Annotated in this window: 19 protein-coding genes; 5 read left to right on the forward strand and 14 right to left on the reverse strand. The window is 70.0% G+C overall.

All coding sequences use genetic code 11. The features are described 5' to 3' along the window. Positions 1 to 3 precede the first annotated feature (3 nt). The 5 genes from ACFO6S_RS14810 to ACFO6S_RS14830 are packed head-to-tail and all read right to left on the reverse strand — an operon-like array spanning position 4 to position 6115. A complete protein-coding gene (locus ACFO6S_RS14810) occupies positions 4 to 822 on the reverse strand; it encodes an HpcH/HpaI aldolase/citrate lyase family protein (RefSeq protein WP_378418207.1) in 819 nt (272 codons plus the stop codon). Further along, on the reverse strand, positions 819 to 1346 hold the full coding sequence (locus ACFO6S_RS14815) for a MaoC family dehydratase (RefSeq protein WP_378418699.1): 528 nt from the start codon (positions 1344 to 1346) through the stop codon (positions 819 to 821). The genes ACFO6S_RS14810 and ACFO6S_RS14815 overlap by 4 nt, the downstream gene beginning before the upstream one ends. Positions 1347 to 1372: 26 nt before the next feature. After that, complete coding sequence (locus tag ACFO6S_RS14820) at positions 1373 to 2536, reverse strand: acyl-CoA dehydrogenase family protein (protein WP_378418209.1); 1164 nt, start codon at positions 2534 to 2536, stop codon at positions 1373 to 1375. Continuing rightward, entirely contained in the window at positions 2533 to 4548 is a 2016-nt protein-coding gene (locus ACFO6S_RS14825) for an ATP-binding protein (RefSeq protein ID WP_378418211.1), read from the reverse strand. Before ACFO6S_RS14825 ends, ACFO6S_RS14820 begins: the two co-directional genes overlap by 4 nt. A 19-nt stretch (positions 4549 to 4567) precedes the next feature. Continuing rightward, on the reverse strand, positions 4568 to 6115 hold the full coding sequence (locus ACFO6S_RS14830; RefSeq protein WP_378418213.1) for a carboxyl transferase domain-containing protein: 1548 nt from the start codon (positions 6113 to 6115) through the stop codon (positions 4568 to 4570). A gap of 113 nt (positions 6116 to 6228) precedes the next feature. Here ACFO6S_RS14830 and ACFO6S_RS14835 point away from each other — a divergent pair, with 113 nt between their 5' ends. From ACFO6S_RS14835 to ACFO6S_RS14850, 4 genes are all read left to right on the forward strand, one after another. Beyond that, on the forward strand, positions 6229 to 6843 hold the full coding sequence (locus ACFO6S_RS14835) for an SACE_7040 family transcriptional regulator (protein WP_378418215.1): 615 nt from the start codon (positions 6229 to 6231) through the stop codon (positions 6841 to 6843). Between the two features lie 126 nt (positions 6844 to 6969). Then, positions 6970 to 7116, forward strand: coding sequence for a hypothetical protein (locus ACFO6S_RS14840; protein ID WP_378418217.1), 147 nt, complete (start codon positions 6970 to 6972; stop codon positions 7114 to 7116). A gap of 136 nt (positions 7117 to 7252) precedes the next feature. Further along, positions 7253 to 8698: an HNH endonuclease signature motif containing protein gene (locus ACFO6S_RS14845; protein WP_378418219.1), complete on the forward strand. Its 1446-nt coding sequence runs from the start codon at positions 7253 to 7255 to the stop codon at positions 8696 to 8698. A 240-nt stretch (positions 8699 to 8938) separates the two neighbouring features. Beyond that, entirely contained in the window at positions 8939 to 9268 is a 330-nt protein-coding gene (locus ACFO6S_RS14850) for a YnfA family protein (protein WP_378418221.1), read from the forward strand. A gap of 65 nt (positions 9269 to 9333) precedes the next feature. Here the strand turns inward: ACFO6S_RS14850 and ACFO6S_RS14855 are convergent, their stop codons facing one another. From ACFO6S_RS14855 to ACFO6S_RS14865, 3 genes are all read right to left on the reverse strand, one after another. Next, complete coding sequence (locus ACFO6S_RS14855; protein WP_378418223.1) at positions 9334 to 9978, reverse strand: YoaK family protein; 645 nt, start codon at positions 9976 to 9978, stop codon at positions 9334 to 9336. Positions 9979 to 9991: 13 nt separating this feature from the next. Beyond that, complete coding sequence (locus tag ACFO6S_RS14860; protein WP_378418225.1) at positions 9992 to 11629, reverse strand: AMP-binding protein; 1638 nt, start codon at positions 11627 to 11629, stop codon at positions 9992 to 9994. A gap of 186 nt (positions 11630 to 11815) precedes the next feature. Further along, positions 11816 to 12307 (reverse strand): hypothetical protein, encoded by a 492-nt coding sequence (locus ACFO6S_RS14865; protein WP_378418227.1) that lies wholly within the window; start codon positions 12305 to 12307, stop codon positions 11816 to 11818. A gap of 784 nt (positions 12308 to 13091) precedes the next feature. On the opposite strand from ACFO6S_RS14865, the gene ACFO6S_RS14870 reads away from it, so the two are divergent. Beyond that, on the forward strand, positions 13092 to 14741 hold the full coding sequence (locus tag ACFO6S_RS14870) for an MFS transporter (protein WP_378418229.1): 1650 nt from the start codon (positions 13092 to 13094) through the stop codon (positions 14739 to 14741). 18 nt (positions 14742 to 14759) lie between these two features. Here ACFO6S_RS14870 and ACFO6S_RS14875 read toward each other — a convergent pair whose 3' ends face one another. The 6 genes from ACFO6S_RS14875 to adhP form a co-directional block, all read right to left on the reverse strand. Continuing rightward, positions 14760 to 15617, reverse strand: coding sequence for an alpha/beta fold hydrolase (locus ACFO6S_RS14875; protein ID WP_378418231.1), 858 nt, complete (start codon positions 15615 to 15617; stop codon positions 14760 to 14762). A gap of 61 nt (positions 15618 to 15678) precedes the next feature. After that, a complete protein-coding gene (gene eutC, locus ACFO6S_RS14880; protein ID WP_378418233.1) occupies positions 15679 to 16503 on the reverse strand; it encodes an ethanolamine ammonia-lyase subunit EutC in 825 nt (274 codons plus the stop codon). After that, positions 16504 to 17913, reverse strand: a complete 1410-nt coding sequence (locus ACFO6S_RS14885; protein ID WP_378418235.1) for an ethanolamine ammonia-lyase subunit EutB — start codon at positions 17911 to 17913, stop codon at positions 16504 to 16506. It abuts the gene before it with no gap. Next, positions 17910 to 19343 carry an ethanolamine permease gene (eat, locus tag ACFO6S_RS14890; RefSeq protein WP_378418237.1) on the reverse strand — a complete coding sequence of 478 codons (1434 nt, stop codon included), beginning with the start codon at positions 19341 to 19343 and terminating at the stop codon, positions 17910 to 17912. The genes ACFO6S_RS14885 and eat overlap by 4 nt, the downstream gene beginning before the upstream one ends. A gap of 169 nt (positions 19344 to 19512) precedes the next feature. Beyond that, positions 19513 to 20088, reverse strand: a complete 576-nt coding sequence (locus ACFO6S_RS14895) for a DUF779 domain-containing protein (RefSeq protein WP_378418239.1) — start codon at positions 20086 to 20088, stop codon at positions 19513 to 19515. Further along, positions 20085 to 21110, reverse strand: coding sequence for an alcohol dehydrogenase AdhP (gene adhP / locus ACFO6S_RS14900; RefSeq protein ID WP_378418241.1), 1026 nt, complete (start codon positions 21108 to 21110; stop codon positions 20085 to 20087). Before adhP ends, ACFO6S_RS14895 begins: the two co-directional genes overlap by 4 nt. Positions 21111 to 21200: the final 90 nt, after the last annotated feature.

Consider the following 21200-nt stretch of genomic DNA (forward strand, 5'->3'; position numbering starts at 1 on the left):
GCTCTAGCTACCGGTCCTGCGCACGATCCGTTCGGCGTGCCGCAGCAGCGGCGCGTCGACCATCCGCCCCTCGAAGGCGAACACCCCGCGCTGGTGCTCCCGGCCTGCCGCCGCCAGCACCCGCCTCGCCCAGTCGATCTCGTCGTCCGTCGGCGCGTACGCCTCGCGGATCACCTCGACCTGCCGCGGGTGGATCGCCACCTTGGCGTCGAAGCCGACCGCGACCGCATCCTGGGTCTCCGTTCGCAGACCGCCGAGGTTCTCGAGGTCCAGGTACACCGAGTCCAGCGCGAACCGCCCGTGCGCCTTCGCCGCCAACAACACTGCCGAACGCACGTGCCGGGCCACGTCCCGGTAGCCCCCGTCGGGCCATCGACTCGAGTTGCCGCCGAGCGCGGCGACCAGGTCCTCGGCACCCCACATCACGCCGATCGCATTGGCGACCTGGGCCGCCTCCGCGACGACCAGCGCGCCGAGCGGCGACTCCACGAGCAGCACCACCTGACGCGGGGCGAGCGAGCGGACCTGTTCGGCGGACTCGCACTTGGGCAGCATCACCCGTGGGTACCTGGTCTGCGAGAGCGCCGCCAGGTCCAGCGCCTGGTCCGGCGTGCCTGCCGCGTTGACCCGGACCACGGTGCGCGCGGGATCGAGCGGATTCTCGATCAGCGCCCGCCGGGCGGCGACCTTGTCCTCGGGCCCGACGCCGTCCTCGAGGTCGAGGATCACCACGTCGGCCGCGGCCGCGGCCTTCGCGTACCGCTCCGGCCGGTCGGCCGGGCAGAACAGCCATGCCGAGCCGGGCGGGTTCCACTCGGTCACGACGCCACCGCCGCGTCCCCGGGCGGCCTCCTGCGCACCATGGTCTTGCGGACCGCGGTTGCGACGATGTCACCGTGCTGATTGCGCGCGGTGTGGGCAAGGGTGACGATGCCCTCCCCCGGCCGACTCCTCGACTCACGTTTGTCCACGATCACCGTCTCCGCGTACATGGTGTCGCCGTGAAAAAGCGGTGTGGGGAAGGCGATCTCGGAGAAGCCGAGGTTCCCGACGATGGTGCCCTGGGTCAGCTGCGCGACCGATAGCCCGACCAGGGTGGAGAGGGTGAACATCGAGTTCACCAGCCGCTGGTTGAACGGCGGCAGTGCGTCGCTGAACGCGGCGTCGAGGTGCAGCGCCTGGGTGTTCATGGTCAGGGTGGTGAACAGGACGTTGTCGGCCTCGGTGACGGTGCGGCCGGGCCGGTGCTCGTAGACGACGCCGGTCTCGAACTCCTCGAACCAGAGTCCACGCTGGACAACCCTTCGTGCGGCGGGCTCCTCCGTCGCTTCGCTCGCCCCGGTCACATCCCCCGTCGCTCCGCTTGCCCCGGTCACAGTCCCGCCTCTCTTGCGATCAGCATCAACTGCACCTCGGTGGTGCCCTCGCCGACCTCGAGGATCTTGCTGTCCCGGTAGTGCCGGGCCACCGGGTACTCGTTCATGAAACCGTAGCCGCCGAAGATCTGGGTCGCATCGCGAGCGTTGTCCATCGCCGCCTCGCTGGCGACGAGCTTGGCGATGGAGGCCTGCTTCTTGAACGGCCTGCCCGCCAACATCAGTGCGGCGGCGTCGTAGTAGGCGGTGCGTGCCACGTGGGCGCGCACCTCCATCCTGGCGATCTTGAAGGCAATGGCCTGGTTGGCACCGATCGGCCCGCCGAACGCGTGACGCTCCTTCGCGTACTTCACCGACTCGTCGACGCAGCCCTGCGCCGCACCGACGCTCAGTGCAGCGATGGCGATCCGGCCCTCGTCGAGGATCCGCAGGAAGTTCGCGTAGCCGCGGCCGCGCTGGCCGAGCAGGTTCTCCCGCGGCACCCGGACGTCCTGGAAGGTCAGCGGATGGGTGTCGGAGGCGTGCCAGCCGACCTTGTCGTACGCGGGCTCGGCGGTGAAGCCGGGCGTCGAGGTCGGCACCAGGATCGTCGAGATCTCCTTCTGACCGTTCTCGCGCATGCCGGTCACCGCGGTGACGGTCACCAACCGGGTGATGTCGGTTCCGGAGTTGGTGATGAACTGCTTGTTGCCGTTGACGACCCAGTCCTCGCCGTCCTCCCTGGCGGTGGTCCTGGTGCCGCCGGCATCGCTGCCGGCGCCGGGCTCGGTGAGCCCGAACGCCGCCAGGGCCCGGCCGCTGGTGAGCTGCGGCAGCCACTCCTGCTTCTGGGCGTCGTTGCCGAACCGGTACACCGGCATCGCACCGAGCGAGACACCGGCCTCGAGGGTGATCGCGACCGACTGGTCCACCTTTCCGAGTTCCTCGAGCACCAGGCAGAGGGCGAAGTAGTCACCGCCCTGGCCGCCGAACTCCTCGGGAAAGGGCAGGCCGAACAGCCCGAGATCGGCCATGCCCGCGACCACCTCGTAGGGGAACGTGCGGTTGGCGTCGTGCTCGGCGGCGACGGGCGCGACGACCGCCTGCGCGAAGTCCCGGGCGGTCGTCGCCAGCTGCCGGTACTCGTCGGGAAGTTGTCCGCTGGAGAGGTAGTCGGTCATGACACGGCGCCTTTCAGGTCGGTGTCGTTCGGGTCGTCGGGGGTGACGCGGGCCAACAACTGGTCGACCTTGACCTGCTCGCCCGCCGCCACCATCAGTTCGACGGTGCCGTCGACGGGCGAGCGCAGCGCGTGCTCCATCTTCATCGCCTCGACCACCACCAGGATGTCTCCCGCGGCCACGGCCGTGCCGGACTCGGGGCCGACCGCGATGACAGATCCGGGCATGGGACTGGTGATCTCGGCCTCGCCGGCGTGCACGTCTCCGGTGCGCACGCTGACCTCCACCGCCTGCCGGAGCACCGTGGTACCGCGCGGCCCGGCCAGCCAGATGTGGCCGTCGTGCTCGGCGACGCGGTAGGTCGTCCGCAGGCCGTCGAGCACGAGCGAGAGCAGCTGCCCGTCGAGTGTCGCGGTGAGGCTGCGGCTTTCGCCGTCCTCGAGTGACACCGTCGCGGCACCGGGGTGTCCGGTGATCCGGACGTGATTGGCGCGGGCCGGGCCGACCAGTCGGATGCTGGTGGGCACCGACTCCCCGGCCCGCCAGCCGGTGGGCAGCGACCAGGGGTCGGCGAGCTCGGCCCGAGCGGGCCAGCCGCCGAGCCATCGGTAGGTGCCGGCGGCGATGAACTCCTCGTCCGACGCCTGGGCCGCGACGAAGTCCTCGACCCGACGGTCGAGCAGGCCGGTGTCGAGTCGTCCGGCAACCACGTCGAGGTCGGCCAACAGGAACCGGAGGAACTCGATGTTGGTCACCACACCGAGCACCGCCGTCTCCCCCAGCGCCCGGTCGAGCCCTCGCAGGGCTGCGGACCGGTCCGCGCCGTGCACGATCACCTTGGCCAGCATCGGGTCGTAGTCGCTGCCGACCTCGGTGCCCGCCCGCAGACCGGAGTCGACGCGTACACCCGGCCCGGTCGGCTCGACCACGTCGACGACAAGCCCGCCGGTGGGCAGGAATCCACGCGAGGGATCCTCCGCGTACACCCGGGCCTCGATGGCGTGCCCGGTCATGGTCACGTCGCCCTGCCCGAAGCCGAGCCTCTCGCCCGCGGCCACCCGGACCTGCCACTCGACCAGGTCCAGGCCGGTCACCATCTCGGTGACCGGGTGCTCGACCTGGAGCCGGGTGTTCATCTCCATGAAGAAGAACTCGTCGGGACTGTCCGCGGAGACGATGAACTCGACGGTGCCAGCGCCGGTGTAGTCCACGCTGCGCGCGGTGTTGCAGGCGGCCTCGCCGATCCGCGCCCGCGTCGCCTCGTCGAGCAGGGGCGAGGGGGCCTCCTCGATCACCTTCTGGTGCCGGCGTTGCAGGCTGCACTCACGCTCGCCGAGATGAACCACGTTGCCGTGCGTGTCCGCGATGACCTGGACCTCGATGTGCCTGGGCCGCAGCACGAACCGCTCCAGGAAGAGGGTGTCGTCACCGAATGCGGAGGCGGCCTCGCGGCGGGCACTGGCGAGCGCCTCGGCGAGGGCGCCCGACTCGGTGACCAATCGCATGCCCTTGCCGCCACCGCCCGCCGAGGGCTTGACCAGCACCGGGTAGCCGATGTCGTCGGCGGCCGCGATCAGGTCCGCGTCGGTCAGCCCGGGCCTGGCGATGCCGGGGACCACCGGGACGTCGAACGCCGCCACCGCGTTCTTCGCGGTGATCTTGTCGCCCATCACCTCGATGGCGCGTGCCGACGGTCCGAGGAACGCGATCCCGGCCGCCTCCAGTGCGGCCGCGAAAACCGGGTTCTCCGAGAGGAACCCGTATCCCGGATGCACGGCCTGGGCACCGGTGCGCACCGCGGCGGCGATGACCTTGTCGATGTCGAGGTAGCTCTCCCGCGCGGCCGCGGGACCGAGCAGAACCGCGGTGTCCGCCTCCCGGACGTGACGCGCACCGGCGTCGGCCTCGCTGTAGACGGCCACCGACCGGATGCCCATCTCCCGCAGCGTGCGGATGACGCGCACCGCGATCTCGCCGCGGTTGGCCACCAGGACGGTGTGAAACTCAGCCATGTCGCTCACCTCCTGCTCGTCACATTCGAAAGATGCCGTAGGAGACCGGCTCGAGCGGCGCCTGCGCGCACACCGAAAGAGCCAGCCCGAGAACAGTTCTGGTGTCGAGCGGGTCGATGACCCCGTCGTCCCACAGTCGCGCGGTCGAGTAGTAGGGATTTCCCTGCGCCTCGTACTGCGCACGGAGCGCGTCGGGGTCCTGGCCGGAGCCGACCGAACCGAGCACCGAGGCGGCCTGCTCGCCGCCCATCACCGAGATCCGCGCGTTGGGCCACATCCAGAGGAACCGTGGCGAGTACGCGCGTCCACACATCGAGTAGTTGCCGGCGCCGTAGGACCCGCCGATCACCACGGTGAGCTTGGGAACCCGGGCGCACGCGACCGCGGTGACCATCTTCGCGCCGTGCTTGGCAATGCCGCCGGCCTCGTAGTCCCGGCCGACCATGAACCCGGCGATGTTCTGCAGGAACAGCAGCGGAATGCTGCGCTTGTCGCACAGCTCGATGAAGTGCGCCCCCTTCATCGCGGACTCGGCGAACAGGACGCCGTTGTTGGCGACGATGCCCACCGGATGACCGTGGATGTGCGCGAAGCCGGTGACCAGGGTTTTGCCATACTCGGCCTTGAACTCATGGAAGCCGGAACTGCCGTCAGCGCCGCCGTCGACGATCCTGGCGATCACCTCGCGCACGTCGTACGGGGTGCGCGGGTCCGTGGGCACCACGTCGTAGAGCTCGGCCTGGGCGGCGGCGGGTTCGACCACCGGGATCACGTCCCAGGGCCGGTCGGTGCGCGGACCGAGGGTGGCAACGATCCGGCGGACGATGCGCAACGCGTCCTGGTCGTCGTCCGCCAGGTGGTCGGTGACGCCGGAAACCTTGGAGTGCAGGTCGCCGCCGCCGAGCTCCTCCGCGGTGACGATCTCACCGGTCGCCGCCTTCACCAACGGCGGGCCGCCGAGAAAGATGGTGCCCTGGTTGCGCACGATCACGGCCTCGTCGCTCATTGCGGGGACGTAGGCGCCGCCGGCGGTGCACGAGCCCATCACCGCGGCGATCTGGGCGATTCCCTTGGCACTGAGATTCGCCTGGTTGTAGAAGATGCGCCCGAAGTGCTCGCGGTCCGGGAACACCTCGTCCTGCCGGGGCAGGAAGGCACCGCCCGAGTCCACCAAGTAGATGCAGGGCAGGTTGTTCTGCAGCGCGATCTCCTGCGCCCGCAGGTGCTTCTTGACCGTCATCGGGTAGTAGGTCCCGCCCTTGACGGTGGCGTCGTTGGCGACGATGACGCACTCGCGGCCCGACACTCGGCCAATTCCGGTGATGATGCCTGCGCCCGGCGACTGGTCGTCGTACATACCGTTCGCGGCCAGCGGCGAGAACTCCAAGAAGGCACTGCCCGGGTCCAGCAGGGTGTTCACTCGCTCGCGCGGGAGCAGCTTGCCGCGGTCGAGGTGCCGCTGTCGGGACGACTCGCTGCCCCCGAGCGCGGCGACGCCGAGTCGCGTCCGTAGCTCGGCAACCAGCCGCCGATGCTCGGCCCTGTTCCGATCACCGTCGACCGTCATGCCGCCGCCCATCCGAGATTCGGTTAAGACTGAATAACTCAATTTAAGATAACTATGATTAACCGAACTGTCCAGACCTCGGACGAAATCGATCGCCAGAAGGGGGCTCGCTGATGACACCGAACCCGACCCGACCGACGGGCGACGCACCCACCCGACGAGCCCTGCTCAAGGCGGACCGCAGGGCCCAACTGCTCCGCGCCGCGGCGCGCCTGATCGCGGAGCGCGGATTCGCCGGCGTCCGCCTCGAAGACCTCGGCGCCGCCGTCGGCATCAGCGGCCCTGCCGTGTACCGGCACTTCCCCAACAAGGAGGCGCTGCTGGTGGAGCTACTGGTCGACGTCAGTCGGCGCCTGTTCGAGGGCGGCACCGAGGTCGCGTCGGCCGCCGCCGATCCGAAGGAGGCCCTCGCCGACCTGGTGGAGTTCCACCTCGACTTCGCGCTCGACGAACCCGACCTGATCCGCGTGCAGGACCGTGACCTCGCGTCCCTGCCCGACGACGCGCGGCATCAGGTGCGCCAGTTCCAGCGACGCTACGTCGAGACGTGGGTCCAGGTGCTCCGCGAAGTCGACCGCAACCTGGACGAGGCGGACGCCCGGATCAAGGCGCACGCCGCCTTCGGCCTGATCAACTCCACCCCGCACAGCGTCAACCCGTCGGCCCCCGCCCGCACTCGCTCGGTCCTGCGCCGAATGACGGCGGCGGCACTGGCGCCGGGGGTCTAGGACGCCGCTCCGCGGTGACAGAAATGGACACACGCCACGCCACCCGTCGCCGCGGCCTGCGCAGCGGGACTGGTCCGACCGCTCGCCGCGTCGATGGGCGTGCGGCACAAGGTCTGTCGTGCGCGGATGGTCGCGACCGATGTCGAGTGGTTTGCGGGCGCCGGTGCGCTCGTTCAGGGCCCGATGCAACAGCTGCTGCTAGCAATGGCGGGTCGGCCGGCCGACCTGACCCAGCTGGACGGGGCGGGCGTCGCGGCGCTACCCACGCCGTGACCGCAGATTGCGGTCGGCCGATGGCGCCTGTACGCGCTGCGGCCCACGAAGGGGACAAAAGTGCGCACAGGAATCAGACCTTTCACCTGGCGAAACATCATTGATATCGAATGCATGTGCGAGTACCGTATGGTGTATGGAACTCGACACCATGCTCACCGACCCCGCCCGGGTCGAGGCATGGCGACTCGACGAAACCGAGCTCGCGAGCACCGTCCCGGAACTGTCATCGAAGATCCTCGAGTTGGAGGCCCTACGGGTCCGACTGGTCCACGAGGCCGACCAACGCTGCGTCCCCAACCACCTCGGTGCCGCTGACACCACCTCCTGGCTCGCCGACGCCACCCACATGACCGCAGGCCACGCCGGCAAGATCGTCCGACTCGGCCGCGAACTCCCCCTGCACCCGCGGATGGCCGCCGCGTTGGACGCCGGACGGATCGAACTCGGGCACGTCCAGGTGATCGTCGACTTCCTCGCCCGACTCGAACGACTCACCGTCGGTCAGCCTGGCCCGCCGGCGGAAACGGACTGGGACCACCCCGAACCCGAAACCGGGCGACCCGACGACTGCCAGGCCTACCTCCTCATCGCCGCCCAACTCGAGAACGCCACCGTCCTCCGCAGACGAGCCCGCGCCCTGGAACTGCTGCTGCAGCTCGACGGGACCGTGCCACCGGACGGAGAGAACCCCGAACTCAACGAGTTCCACGCCTCCGCCACCCTGGGCGGGCGGGTGCACGTGAAGGGATCCTTCGACGCCGAGGTCGGCGAAGCCCTCAACACCGCGCTGTCCGGCCTGTCCAAGCCGCACCCGAGCACCGACGACGACGGAAACCCCATCCGCGACCCCCGTTCCGCCGCGAAACGCCGCGCGGACGCGTTGGAGCAGATCATCCGCGGCCACCTCGACAACGCCCGAGGGCCGGTCGAGGGCGGTGAACGGCCGCACGTCACCGTCACCATCGACCTCGACGCCCTCAAGGAAGCCGTCGCCAAGACCGCGAAGGCGCCCGCGACCGGGGCCTGGACCAAGAACGGCTGGGACTACCACTCCGACAACGCAACCGGACCCGTCGGCGCAACCAGATCCACACCCGGCGACAACTGCTCAGACGTCCGGCCGCCCCGCCGGTACCGCAGAGTCCGGCACGCCAGCATGCCCTGGGCCGGACCCGTCTCCGCCGCCATCGCGGCACGCCTGTCCTGCGACGCGAAAGTCACCGCGGTCTTCGTCGACAAGGAAGGCAACCCCCTTGACGTCGGCCGCAGCACCCGCTTCGTCACACCAAGCCTGCGCAAGGCACTCGTCGCCCGAGACTGCGGGTGCGCATTCCCCGGCTGCGGACGCCCCGCCGCATGGACCGACGCGCACCATATTCGGCACTGGATCGACGGCGGCCCGACCGCACTGGCCAACCTCGTGCTGCTCTGCAAGAAGCACCACACCATGATTCACAAGAACCACTGGGCCGTGAAGATCGAATCGGACGGATTCCCGTGGTTCACACCCCCGGCCTGGGTGGACCCGGCGCGAAGACCACGGCCGGCCCACAACCGGCGCGAGATCCACGGAGCCTGACCAGGCGAAGGCCTGAATGCCCATCCACAACCGGACCGGTTGCGGCCGAGATGTATTCGGCCGCAACCGCTCCGCGCCGCGCTGAGCGGGAGCCCGTATGGCAAGCGAGTACCACGGGCGGGAACGGAAACGGAGATCCGCACCAACCACGGTTCGCAGGGCGTCCACGGCGAACCCCTCCTCACCCCCAGTCCCGCCACCTGCCGCTAGGGTCCAGACCATGCCCGAAAGCCTCCGCCGATGACCGTCGCGAAGTCCATCGCTCTGTTCGCCCTCGCCGCGGTCCTCGAGATCGGTGGTGCCTGGCTGATCTGGCAGGGCGTGCGTGAACACCGCGGCTGGCTCTGGGTCGGGCTCGGCGTGATCGGCCTCGGCGCCTACGGCTTCGTAGCAACGATGCAGCCGGACGCCAACTTCGGGCGGATCCTGGCCGCGTACGGCGGGGTGTTCGTCGCCGGATCCCTGATCTGGGGCATGGCGATGGATGGGTTCCGCCCGGACCGGTGGGACGTCACGGGCGCGCTGCTCTGCCTGGTCGGCGTTGCGGTGATCATGTACGCGCCCCGCTGACCCGACCTGACCTGACCCGCACCCAAGCCAACACGCCGCACCACGCACCACGCACCACGCGGAATTCAGACAGCCCAGCGCGCCCGCGACATCCCGATCGCCAGGAGGGCCGACACCGCGACCGCGAGCCACATCCCGTTCAGCCCGATCCACCGGTGCACCGCGGCACCGACGACCACCCCGGCGACCAACCCCAGCCAGAGCACAGCGAAGCGCACCCAGGCCCACTTCGGTCCCCCTGCCAGCGCACCCGCGAGCTGCTGACCGAGCTTGACCAGCGTTCCGGTCATGTAGGTCAGGCTGATCGACGCCTGGTCACCTCGCTCGAACACCGTGTTCTCCGCCCCCATCGCCAGCGCCATCGACGCGATCACCACCTGGCTGGGAGCCACGTCGTGACCGACGGCAGCCACCATCAGCAGCAGTGTCATCAACAACAGCACAGCGGTCGCACGCCGCGGTCCCGCCCGGCGCCCAAGCAGCGAACCGGCCACCACGCCCAGCACGAACAGGCCAATCAGCGCCGCGCCCACCAGGGCCGAATGCCAAACGCCGTCGACGGCCGCCACCGCGGCGCGGGTCGAGTTCCCGCTCATGAACGAGACGAAGTACCCGCCGAGAGTGATGTAGCCCATCGCGTCGACGAAGCCGGCGAGCGCGGCGAGGAGCACCGCCGTCGCGGCGGTTGTCCGTCCGAGGCTCGTGATCACCCGGGGCCTCCCGCTATCGGTGACCGATCAGTTCGACCGACTTCTCCCGCATCTCGATCTTGCGGACCTTCCCGGTCACCGTCATCGGGAACTCGTCGACGACATGGACGTAGCGCGGAATCTTGTAGCGCGCCAACTTGCCGTCACAGAACGCCCGCACCCCGTCGGCGTCCAGCGGCACCGCACCCTCGCGCATCCGGATCCACACCATCAACTCCTCGCCGTACTTCGCGTCGGGCACGCCGATCACCTGGGCGTCGAGGACGTCGGGGTGGGTGTAGAGGAACTCCTCGATCTCGCGTGGATAGACGTTCTCCCCGCCCCGGATCACCATGTCCTTGATCCGCCCGGTGATCGCGACGTAGCCCTCGGAATCCATCACCCCGATGTCGCCGGTGTGCATCCACCCGGCGGCGTCGATCGCCTCCGCAGTCTTCTCCGGGTTCTCCCAGTAGCCCAGCATCACCGAGTAGCCGCGGGTGCACAGCTCGCCGGCCTCCCCGCGCGGGACCGTCAGACCGGTCGCGGGATCGACGACCTTCACCTCGAGGTGCGGTCCGACCCGCCCGACCGTGGACACCCGCTGGTCGACGGTGTCGTCGGAACGGGTCTGTAGCGAGACCGGGGACGTCTCGGTCATGCCGTAGCAGATCGACACCTCGGACATCCCCATCCGCTCGATGACCTGCTTCATCACCTCCACCGGGCAGGGCGAGCCGGCCATGATGCCGGTCCGCAGGCTCGACAGGTCGTAGACCTCGAAGCCGGGCTCGGCGAGTTCGGCGATGAACATCGTCGGCACGCCGTAGAGAGCGGTGCACCGCTCCGCCTGCACCGCCTCCAGGGTGGCCTTCGGGTCGAACGCCGGTCCCGGAATCACCATGGCCGCACCGTGACTGGTGCACGCGAGGTTGCCCATCACCATTCCGAAGCAGTGGTAGAACGGCACCGGGATGCAGACCCTGTCGGCCTCGGTGTAGTGGCACAGCTCGCCCACGAAGTAGCCGTTGTTGAGAATGTTGCGGTGGCTCAACGTGGCACCTTTCGGGAAACCCGTTGTGCCAGAGGTGTACTGGATGTTGATGGGATCGTCCGGCGAGAGCGCGGCCTGGGCCGCGGCCAGCACGGACGGGTCGGCCGCCTGCGCGGCCAGACCGTCCGCGACGAGCCCACGCCAGTCATTGCTGCCAATCAGGACCACCGACTGCAAGCCGGGGCACTGCGGCCGGACCGTCTCGATCATCGCCGCGTAGTCGGAGGCCTTGAAGCTCGTCGCGGCGACCAGCAGCCGGATTCCCGCCTGCTCGAGCACATACTGCAACTCGTGCGAGCGGTAGGCGGGGTTGATGTTGACCAGGATCGCGCCGATCTTCGCCGTCGCGTACTGGATCAGAGCCCACTCCGGACAGTTCGGCGCCCAGATCCCGACCCGGTCGCCCTTCCCCACTCCGCGCTGCAGCAGTCCTGCCGCCAGCGCGTTCACCTCGGCGGCGAACTCGGCGTAGGTCCAACGGGTTCCGCTCGCACAGTCCACGAGGGCCTCGCGATCGGGGAACATCGAGACCGTCCGGTCGAAATTGTCGCCGATGGTCTCACTCAGCGCGGGTCCGTCCCACGCTCCCGAGTCGTAGCTGGGCAACTCCCCTGTCATTCGATCCCCTCCGATGCGCGCGCCTACGGACGGGCAGCGGCAGGCCGCCCGACCTAGAACCTACCCGCACGGACGTGACCCACGACACAGTCCGCGGGCGGGGCGCCGACACGTATTCGCCACTCCCCGCGCCGCGAACCGGACCGGAGCGCCGCACCCAGGGCTGGTGCGGCGGTCGCGCCCGACTCAGCGCCCGGCTGCCCCGAGGATCTCCTGTCGCAGCTCCGCCCACACCGATGCATACGCGTCGGCGTCCGCACGGGCGGTCGCCAGCAGTTCCTGGTACCGCGCCAGTCGAGGCACGTACGCGGAGACGTCGTCGAAGACGTCCTCCGCTCGCCGGTCCAGGTCGGCGAGCGTGGCCGCATCGCCGCCGAAGTCCGCGAACTCCGCGTCCAGCGGCTCGAATCGCTCGACCACCTCGGCGAAGAGGAACTCGTCGATCGACACCCGCTCGGCGTCGAGCTGATCGGTGAGCTCGGCGAGTCCGGCATCGGTCAGCGCGACGCCGTCACCGGTCTCGCTCGCCCGTCCCGCGGCGACGAGCGCCTCGAGAGCTGCCACCGCCGAGCCCTCGCCGACCCCAAGCTGCTCGGCCAGCACCGGCGCCGTCACGGCACCCTTGAGCCGGACTGTCTGCAACAGGGCGAGCTCGTCGACGTTGCCTGCGAAGGCCATTGCGCATCTCCTTTGTGCCCGGGACGGGCAATCGGTGCTTGCCCCCGGTTTCCGGGGGCGAGGTCCATCATTCCTACCGGCCATCCGAGGGTCACCCGCACCCGGGCGTATCGAGGACGTCCTCGGCCACCCACACGACCACGACGTGGCCCGGCGACGAGGGCGACGGCCAGGGCCGGGTCACGCCGACGGGATCGTTCACAGCGGCCAGAACCGGCGCCTTCGTGACCGCGACCTGCGTCGACGGCCGTCCGAGTCGGTCGGGCCGCCCACTCCGACAGCTGCCGAGTTCAGGTCGGCACCGTCGTGTTCGTCCGGTGAACGCGTCCGGACGCGTGCGATACTCCTCGGGTGTCCTGGACGCACGGCGTCGCCTGGATTTCCGGCGACGCGAACCTTGCGGACGACCCGTTCGACGGCTTCCGAGTCTCGGTGAACGGGTCGCGGACCCCCGGCGCCCACGCAGCGCGATTCGCGCATCCAGTTGACAGTCGAGGTCGACACCCGGGCAGTCACCGAGCGCCCTGCCCGATGCCGTTCGGCGCCCCGCGTCTCGTCACCCCGCGGTTCGGCGGCCGGCACGGCGTCTTCGACATCCGCAAAACCCGACTCGTGTTCGAGCAGCCGACGGCGCCGCCCGAGGACCGGTCGGCGCGCGCCGTCGTGAGTCCTAGGTCCCGACCGGATCGTCCCGCCGCGACCGCCACTGCGGCGGTCGCGGCGCTTGTCGGGCATCGCAGCATCTAGAGGGCGCTCCACCGGAACCGACGCAGAGAGGGACACCATGAGTGACAACGTGTCGGTGGCGAGGAGAAGCGCGGGTTCCGGCCAGGTGCTGTTGGTGCTGGCCGCCGGTCAGTTCCTGATGACTCTCGACAGCTCGGTGATGAACGTGTCCATGGCCACCGTCGCCGCGGACGTGGGCACCACCATCACCGGCATCCAGACCGCGATCACGTTGTACACGCTGGTGATGGCCACCCTGATGATCACCGGCGGCAAGGTGGGCGCCATCCTGGGCCGCCGTCGCGCCTTCGGACTAGGCCTGGTCATCTACGCCGCCGGCTCCCTGACCACCGCGCTCGCGCCCAATCTCACGGTGCTGCTGATCGGCTGGTCCCTGCTCGAGGGGATCGGGGCGGCGCTGATCATGCCGGCGATCGTGTCGCTGGTCGCCGCGAACTTTCCGCCCGAGCGGCGAACCGCTGCCTACGGACTGGTGGCCGCGGCCGGCGCGATGGCGGTGGCCGTCGGCCCGCTCCTCGGCGGTGCGGTGACCACGTTTGCGTCCTGGCGGTACGTGTTCGCCGGCGAGGTCGTGATCGTGGTGATCATCCTGATGGTGCTGCGCAAGTTGCAGGACGTTCCGCCGGCAGGCGTCCGGCTCGACCTGGTGGGATCGGGTCTGTCGGTGCTCGGACTGGGCGCGCTGGTCTACGGGGTGCTGCGCTCGAGTGAATGGGGATGGGTGCTCCCCAAGCCGGGCGGGCCACAGCTGGCGGGACTCTCGCCCACCCTCTGGCTGTTGCTGACCGGACTCGGCGTGATGTACGGATTCCTGCGCTGGGAAACGCATCTGGCTCGCACCGACCGCCAACCGCTGCTCGACCCCGCACTGCTCCGCAACCGGCAGCTCTCCGGCGGTCTCTCGATGTTCTTCGCGCAGTTCCTCATTCAGGCCGGTGTGTTCTTCGCGGTCCCGCTCTTCCTGTCGGTGGTCCTCGAACTCAGCGCCCTCGAAACCGGCGTGCGGATCCTGCCGCTGTCGTTCGCCCTGGTGCTGGCCGCCGCAGGCATCCCCAAGCTCCGGCCGAACGCGAATCCGCGACGGGTGGTCCGGATCGGCCTCGGGTCGATGATCGTCGGGATCCTGATCCTGGTCGCCGGCATGGATCCGGGTAGTGACGCCGCGGTCGTCATGGTCCCGATGCTGTTCATGGGTCTCGGGCTCGGCGCGCTCTCCTCGCAGCTCGGCGCGATCACCGTCTCAGCCGTGCCGGACTCGCAGAGCGCCGAGGTGGGCGGTCTCCAGAACACCGCCACCAACCTCGGTGCCTCACTGGGCACGGCGCTGATCGGATCGGTACTGATCGCCACCCTGACCACGTCGGCCATCGGCGGCATCGAGAACAACCCGGCCGTGCCGGTCTCGGTGCAGCAGCAGGCGTCCACCGAACTGGCCGACGGGGTGCCGTTCCTGTCGACCACCCAGTTGCAGGACGCCCTGGGGGCCGCCGGCGTCACCGGTGCCACCGCCGACGCCATCGTCGACGTCAACTCGGACGCACGACTCGACGCCCTCCGGGTGGCACTCGCGCTGACCGCCCTGCTCGCGGTCGCGGCACTGTTCGCCACCGGACGCCTGCCCGCCAGGGCGGTCGGCGCGCCTGGGCGAGAGGATGATTCGCCGACCGACGACAGCGCCTCCGGCTGAGTCCGCGACCCCGCTCGGCTACCCGAGCGTGTCGAGGAAGCCGCCAACCTCCTGCACGAAGATCGCGTTGTCGTCCCCGGCGACCATGTGCCCGGCGGCCGAGACGTTGACGGCCTGCGCGTGCGGGATCAGCCCGAGCAGCTCCTCGACGCCGTCCGCGCCGACGATGTCCGACCGGCCGCCGTGCACCAGCAGGGTGGGCACGGCGATGTCCCGCGCGGCAGTCGCCATCCGAGAGTGGTTGTCGACCGGGTCGACGCTGCCGGACCGCGGGCTGGTGAAGGCGGGATCCCAGTGCCAGTACAGCCGGCCGTTCCGCTCGCGGAGGTTGCGCCGCAGCCCCTCGATGTTCTTCGGCCGGGTCCGGTGCGGCTGGTACGCCGTGACCGCGTCCGCCACCTCGTCGAGGCTGGCGAAGCCGTCCGGGTTCCCCTTCATGAACTCACCGATCCGCCGCACCCCCTCGGGCTCCACCTTCGGGGTGATGTCGACCAGGACCAGCGCGCGGACCGTCCCCGGGTTCTCCCCCTCCGCGATCAGACCGGTCATCCCGCCGAGCGACGCGCCGAAGACCACCGGCGCCTGGTTCAGCTGGCCGATCACGGTGTGCAGGTCCGTCACCAGCTCGGAGAGCCGGTAGTCGCCGTCGGCCGACCAGTCGCTGTCGCCGTGACCGCGGGCGTCGAGGGTGTAGACGGTCCAGCCCTCCGCGGACAGGTCCGCCGCGGCGCGATTCCAGGAGTGCCTGGTCTGGCCGCCGCCGTGCAGCATCAGCACGATGCCCCGGTCCGCGACACCGGCAGCCGGCAGCCACCGGTCGGCCGCGATTGACCCTGCGCCGCCGCGGAACTCGACGGCCTCTCGATTCACGCTCATGACGTACACCATATGAAGCGAGTGGGACGCCGCCCCCGCTGGCGGGTCCGCCGTACCTGGCTCACTCGATGGCGGGCCCCTCCCCCGAGGTCAACGCGCCGGAGCGGGAAGTGTCCTTCAGGTCGACGCCGGAACGGCCGAGACGCCGCGCCCCGGACACCAGGCCCGCAACCACCCGCGCAGCCTCGGCGTACCCGAGCCCCTCCGGCGGGTGGATGTTGGAGATGCAGTTGCGGTCGGCGTCGGCGCGGCCCGGTCGCGGCCGGTGGGTCAGGTAGACGCCGAGGCTGTCCGCCACCGACAGCCCGGGGCGCTCGCCGATCAGCACGATCACCGTCTGTACGCCCATCGCCTCGGCGATGTGGTCGCCGAGCGCCACCCGGGCCTGCGTCGCGATCACCGGCGGCGCGATCGAGTAACGCTCGGACAGCTCCGCGACCAGCGCGGCCAGCAGCGGCGCACCGTGCTCGCTCAACGCCAGTGGCGAAAGCCCGTCGCCCAGAACGAAACCCAGGTCCGCACCGCTGTGCGGTACGGCCGCGAGGTCGGCCGGGAGCCGCCCGAGGTCGGGCCGGCGCAGGTACTCCGCCCGGCTCGATGCCCGGCTGGTCACCCGCGCCGCGTCACCCAGGCCGATCGCCTCGATCCGTTCGGCCAGTCCGTCGACCTCCAGCGGCAGGTGCACCGCGTCGCGGGCGGCCGCATGCGCCGAACGCAGCTCGAGCACGCGGTTCGTCGGCAGCGAGTCACCGGTCCGGCCGAGACCGATCCGGGACTGGGTGCTGCGCCGCAACTGTTCCCAGAAATCGCCCGTCGGGTCGCCGGGCTGGACCCGGTCGCCCCGTTCGTGGTCCTGCGGTTCGTGGCCCCGCGCTTCGCTGTTCACCTATCCCCCCGTCAGTGCGCGCAGCGGCGAGGCGGCCGCTGCCACCGGCAGCACCCGCCCCGACTCGTCGGTCATGCCGAGGTGGGCGAGCCAGGCCTCGAACTCCGGGGCGGGGCGCAACCCGAGCACCCGGCGCACGTAGAGCGCATCGTGGAAGCTCAGCGACTGGTAGCCGAGCATCACGTCGTCCGCGCCCGGAACCGCGATCACGAAGGCCGCGCCCGCCACCCCCAGCAGGGTCAGCAGGTTGTCCATGTCGTCCTGGTCCGCCTCCGCATGGTTGGTGTAGCAGACGTCGACGCCCATCGGCAGGCCGAGCAGCTTGCCACAGAAGTGGTCCTCGAGGCCGGCCCGGACGATCTGCTTGCCGTCGTAGAGGTACTCCGGCCCGATGAAGCCGACGACCGTGTTCACCAGCAGCGGCTGCAGGTCGCGGGCCACCGCGTAGGCCCGGGTCTCGAGGGTCTGCTGGTCCACCGGCCGGCCCCCGGCGCCCAGGTGCGCGCCCGCGCTCAGCGCCGAACCCTGGCCCGTCTCGAGGTACATCACGTTGTCGCCGACGGTGCCGCGGCCGAGGGAACGGCCCGCGGCGTTCGCCTCCCGCAGCAGCGAGATGTTCACGCCGAAACCGGAATTGGCGCCCTCGGTACCCGCGATCGACTGGAAGACGAGGTCGACGGGGGCGCCCTCGGCGATCAGGTCCATCGTCGTGGTCACGTGCGAGAGCACGCAGGACTGGGTGGGGATGTCGAAGCGGGTGCGGATGTCGTCGAGCAGGTGCAGCAGGTCCGCGGTGGCGTGCGGCGAGTCGGTCGCCGGGTTGATCCCGATCACCGCGTCGCCGCAGCCGAGGAGCAGCCCGTCGAGGGTGGCGGCCGCGATGCCGCGCGGGTTGTCGGTGGGGTGGTTCGGCTGCAGCCGGGTGCTGAGCCGGCCGGGCAGTCCGACGGTGGTGCGGAACGCCGCGGTGACCTCCACCGCCCGCGCCACCGCGATCAGGTCCTGGTTCCGCATGATCTTGCTGACCGCGGCGACCATCTCCGGCGTCAGCCCCGGCGCGACGGCACGCAGGGTCGACGCGGCCCCGTCGGTGGCAGCCACCGACAGCAGCCAGTCCCGCAGGCCACCGACGGTCAGGTGTGAGATCGACTGATACGCAACACGATCGTGAGAGTCGATGATCAGCCGGGTGACCTCGTCGGTCTCGTACGGCACCAGCAGTTCCTGCAGGAACCGCTCGAGCGGGACCTCCGCGAGGGCCCACTGCGCCGCCGCCCGCTCCGCGTCCGAGGATGCCGCACACCCGGCGAGTTCGTCCCCGCTGCGCAGCGGCGTCGCCTTCGCCATCAGCTCGACGAGCCCGTCGAAGGCGTGGGTCACGCCCCGGATCTGCTGACGGTAGGTCGTCATTCGAGTTCCTCCTCGGCCTTCGCGAGCACCGCGAACTCCTCGTCCGGGGAGTTCGCCACCAGGTGGTGTCGACTGTAGAGGCCGAAGTAGGCCATGAAGGCCGCGAACGCCGCGACCGTCCACATCGCCGCGGTCACGTCGACCAGGAATGTCGCGATCACCGCGCCGACCGCGATCACCAGCGCGAAGGAGGTGGTGACGATGCCGCCGGGGGTGCGGTAGGGGCGCGGCATGTCGGGCTCACGCCGGCGCAACACGATGTGGCTGACCATCATCAGCACGTAGCTGACGGCCGCGCCGAGCACCGCCATGTTCAGCAACATGGCCCCCTCGCCGGTGAGTGAGAGCACGAAGCCGACGATTCCCGGCACGATCAACGCCAGGACCGGCGCCTTGCGCGAGTTGGTCACCGAGAGCCCGGTCGGCAGGTAGCCGGCACGCGAGAGCGCGAAGGTCTGCCGGGAGTACGCGTACATGATGGAGAAGAAGCTGGCGACCAGGCCGGCGAGGCCGATGTAGTTGACGGCCTTGGCAGCTCCCGCGTCGCCGAGAGCCTGGACCAGCGGGTTGCCCGAGGTGGACAGCGCCTCCGCCCCGAGCGCGCCGGTGGCCAGGAACAGCACGCCGGCACCGGTCACGATCAGCAGCAGCATGCTGATCCGGATGCCACGGGGCACGTTCTTCTCGGGCTCGCGGGCCTCTTCGGCGGCGAGCGGGACCCCCTCGACGGCCAGGAAGAACCAGATCGCGAACGGCACCGCGGCCCAGATACCGAAAACCCCGAACGGCAGGAAGGACGACGCGCCGACCGCCGAGGTGTCGACGGGGATGTCGGTGAGGTTGTCCGCGTCGAACAGGCCCCACGCGGACACCGCGAAGACCACCAGGCCGACCAGCGCGATCGCGGTGATCACGAACATCGCCTTGAGCGCCTCGCCGGCACCGGTGAGGTGGATGCCGATGAAGATCGCGTACACCGCCAGGTACACCCACCAGCCGTCGGTGATCCCGAACAGGCCCAGGGACTCCACGTAGCCGCCGATGAAGGTGGCGATTGCCGCGGGCGCGATCGAGTACTCGATGAGAATCGCTGTGCCGGTGGCGAATCCGCCCCAGGGCCCGAGGGCGCGCCGGGCGAAGGTGTAGCCGCCGCCCGCCGCCGGCAGCGCCGAGGACATCTCGGCCATGCCGAGCACCATGGCCAGGTACATCCCGGCGATCACGATGCCGGCGATGAGCAGTCCGCCGAAGCCACCGTGCGCCAGTCCGTTGTTCCAGCCGGCGTAGTCACCGGAGATCACATAGCTGACGCCGAGTCCGGCAAGCAGCAGCCAGCCCGCGGAACCGGACTTCAGCGTGCGTTTCGCGAGGTACTCGCTGTCCTCGTTGTGAAAGTCCTCGTGTGAGGGCTTGCTGACGGTGATCGCCATCGCGACCTCCTCCTTCGGGTAAATGGTCACACGACACGGGGAGGCACCACCAGTGGCAGCGGGGCTGCGGCACCGGCGGGGGTACGCGTCGAGGGAGAATGAGCGGGCTGGGACAAGGGGTTGGGACAAGGGGTGACCGGCGAGGTCGCGGGCGGTTCGACGCCTCGTCCTACGGCAGGCCGCCGGTGACGTGGGTCGACTCCGCGGCGCCGCCGCGGGTTCGCGCCGCAGGCACCGGGCAGGCTTCGACCGCCTCCGTCACCACCTGCGGCCCGGCGGGCAGGCCGGGGCGAGCGCCCCGCTCCCACTGCTCGCCGGTCAGCGGCGCGTCCGCCGCGAGCGCCGCGACCTCGTCCGGGGCGAAGGCCCGGGCCCGGCTGAGGAACCGCAGGCCCTCCGGCGCCTCCAGGCTGAACCCGGAGCCGCGGCCCGGGACCACGTCGAGCACCAGTTGGGTGTGCTGCCACACCTCGAACTGGGAACCCGAGATCCACACCGGCACGGCGTCGACGCCGTCGGGCAGCGAGTTCGCGTTCTCCCCCGCGCCGAGCCGGAGGTCGAGGAGCCCGACCAGTACGTCACGGTCACCGACGATGAATTCCCCTGCGGGGTAACACATCGGCGCCGAGCCGTCGCAGCATCCGCCGGACTGGTGCATCATCAACGGGCCGTGCGCATCGCGCAGCCGTCGGAGCAACTCGACCGCCCCGGCCGTGGCCACGATGCGGCCCGGCACCTCGCTCATGCAAAGTCCAGGACGATGCGGCCGTCGACCTTGCCCGCGCGCAACTCGTCGAAGACGTCGTTGATCTCCTCGAGTCGACGGACATGCACGGTCGGCTTGATCGCGCCGCGGGCGTAGAAGTCGAACGCCTCGGCCATGTCCTGCCGGGTGCCGACGATCGATCCGCGGAGGGTCAGTCCCTTGAGCACCGTGTCGAAGATCGGTGCCGGGAAGTCGCCGGGCGGCAGCCCGTTGAAGGTGATCGTCCCGCCGCGTCGGGCCATGCCGATGGCCTGCCCGAACGCCTCGGGATGCACCGCGGTCACCAGCACCGCGTCGGTGCCGCCGGTCGCCGCCTGGATCACCTCGACCGGATCCTCCTCGGCCGCGTTGACCAGCACCTCGGCGCCGAACTGGCGGGCGAGTTCGAGTTTGTCGGCCGACACGTCGACGGCCGCCACCCGCATTCCCATCGCCACCGCGTACTGGACCGCAACGTGGCCGAGGCCGCCGATACCCGAGATGGTCACCCACTGACCGGGTTCGAGGTCGCTGACCTTGAGTCCCTTGTAGACCGTGACGCCCGCGCACAGCACCGGCGCGGCCTCGACCAGGTCTGCCCCGTCCGGAATACGGGCGGCGAAGCGGGAGTCGACCAGCATGTACTCCGCGAACGAACCGTTGACCGAATAACCTCCGTTGACCTGCTTCTCGCAGAGGGTTTCCCAGCCGGTGCGGCAAAACCTGCATTCCAGGCACGCCGACCAGAGCCAGGCGTTGCCGACTCGCTGTCCGACCTCCAGTTCGGTGACTCCGTCGCCCAGCGCCACGACGGTGCCGGCCCCCTCGTGACCGGGCACGAACGGCGGACTCGGTCTGACCGGCCAGTCGCCGTTCGCGGCGTGCAGGTCGGTGTGGCAGACACCGCTGGTCGCGACCTTCACCAGCGCCTCGTTGCGGCCCGGTACCGGGATCGGCAGGTCCTCGATCACGAGGGGCTTGCCGAACTCGTGGACCACCGCAGCCTTCATCGTCTCGGTCATCGGATCCTCCGTCACCACTGGTAGGGAACCGGGGCGCCCGCCGCGGGGGCAGGGACGGCGGGCGCCCCGGTCGTTCACTGCGCCGCAGGG

The organism is Rhodococcus kronopolitis, from assembly GCF_042654025.1.
GTDB lineage: Bacteria > Actinomycetota > Actinomycetes > Mycobacteriales > Mycobacteriaceae > Rhodococcus_G > Rhodococcus_G kronopolitis.